At 61.9% G+C, this 449-nt stretch carries 1 protein-coding gene; it reads right to left on the minus strand.

All coding sequences use genetic code 11. From position 1 onward, the window contains the following. Window positions 1-449, minus strand: a 449-nt coding sequence (locus AACY08_RS29710; RefSeq protein ID WP_339472660.1) for a hypothetical protein, incomplete at both ends; no start/stop codon positions are given.

Here is a 449-nt window from a genome sequence, read left to right on the forward strand (position 1 = left end):
CCACAGACCCAAGCCACCATGAGCTTCTGAAGGCGCGCGATCGTCTCCTGCTCGAGCTTCCGCGCTGCTGGTCCCTCAACGTAGCGATCGGTCGTAACGAGGCTGGCGTGATTGAGAACCGCTCCCGCCGCACTCAGGTTGCCGCCCGAAGCCACATAATGTTCCGTGGCGACGCTGCCGCGCAGCTGCGAGGCGCTGAATTTGGGCACCAACGGCTTGAGACGCTCCGGATGGGCGTCGTTCCAGCGCTCGATCCTGCGGTTGGTACGGCGGATGAAGCGATTGATGAACCCGGGAAGGCTATCGCTCGCGATCAAGCCGGCGGGATATTCGTGCCGACGATAATAGGACCGGGACGGATAGCGGATCAGAAGCAGACATTCGCGCTCGTCGGGCGGAACATGCGTGACAAGAGGCGCGGTCATTTCCAGCAACATTTCGATGAGGCG

The organism is Pseudomonas sp. EL_65y_Pfl1_R83 (genome assembly GCF_963970695.1).
GTDB lineage: Bacteria > Pseudomonadota > Gammaproteobacteria > Pseudomonadales > Pseudomonadaceae > Aquipseudomonas > Aquipseudomonas tritici.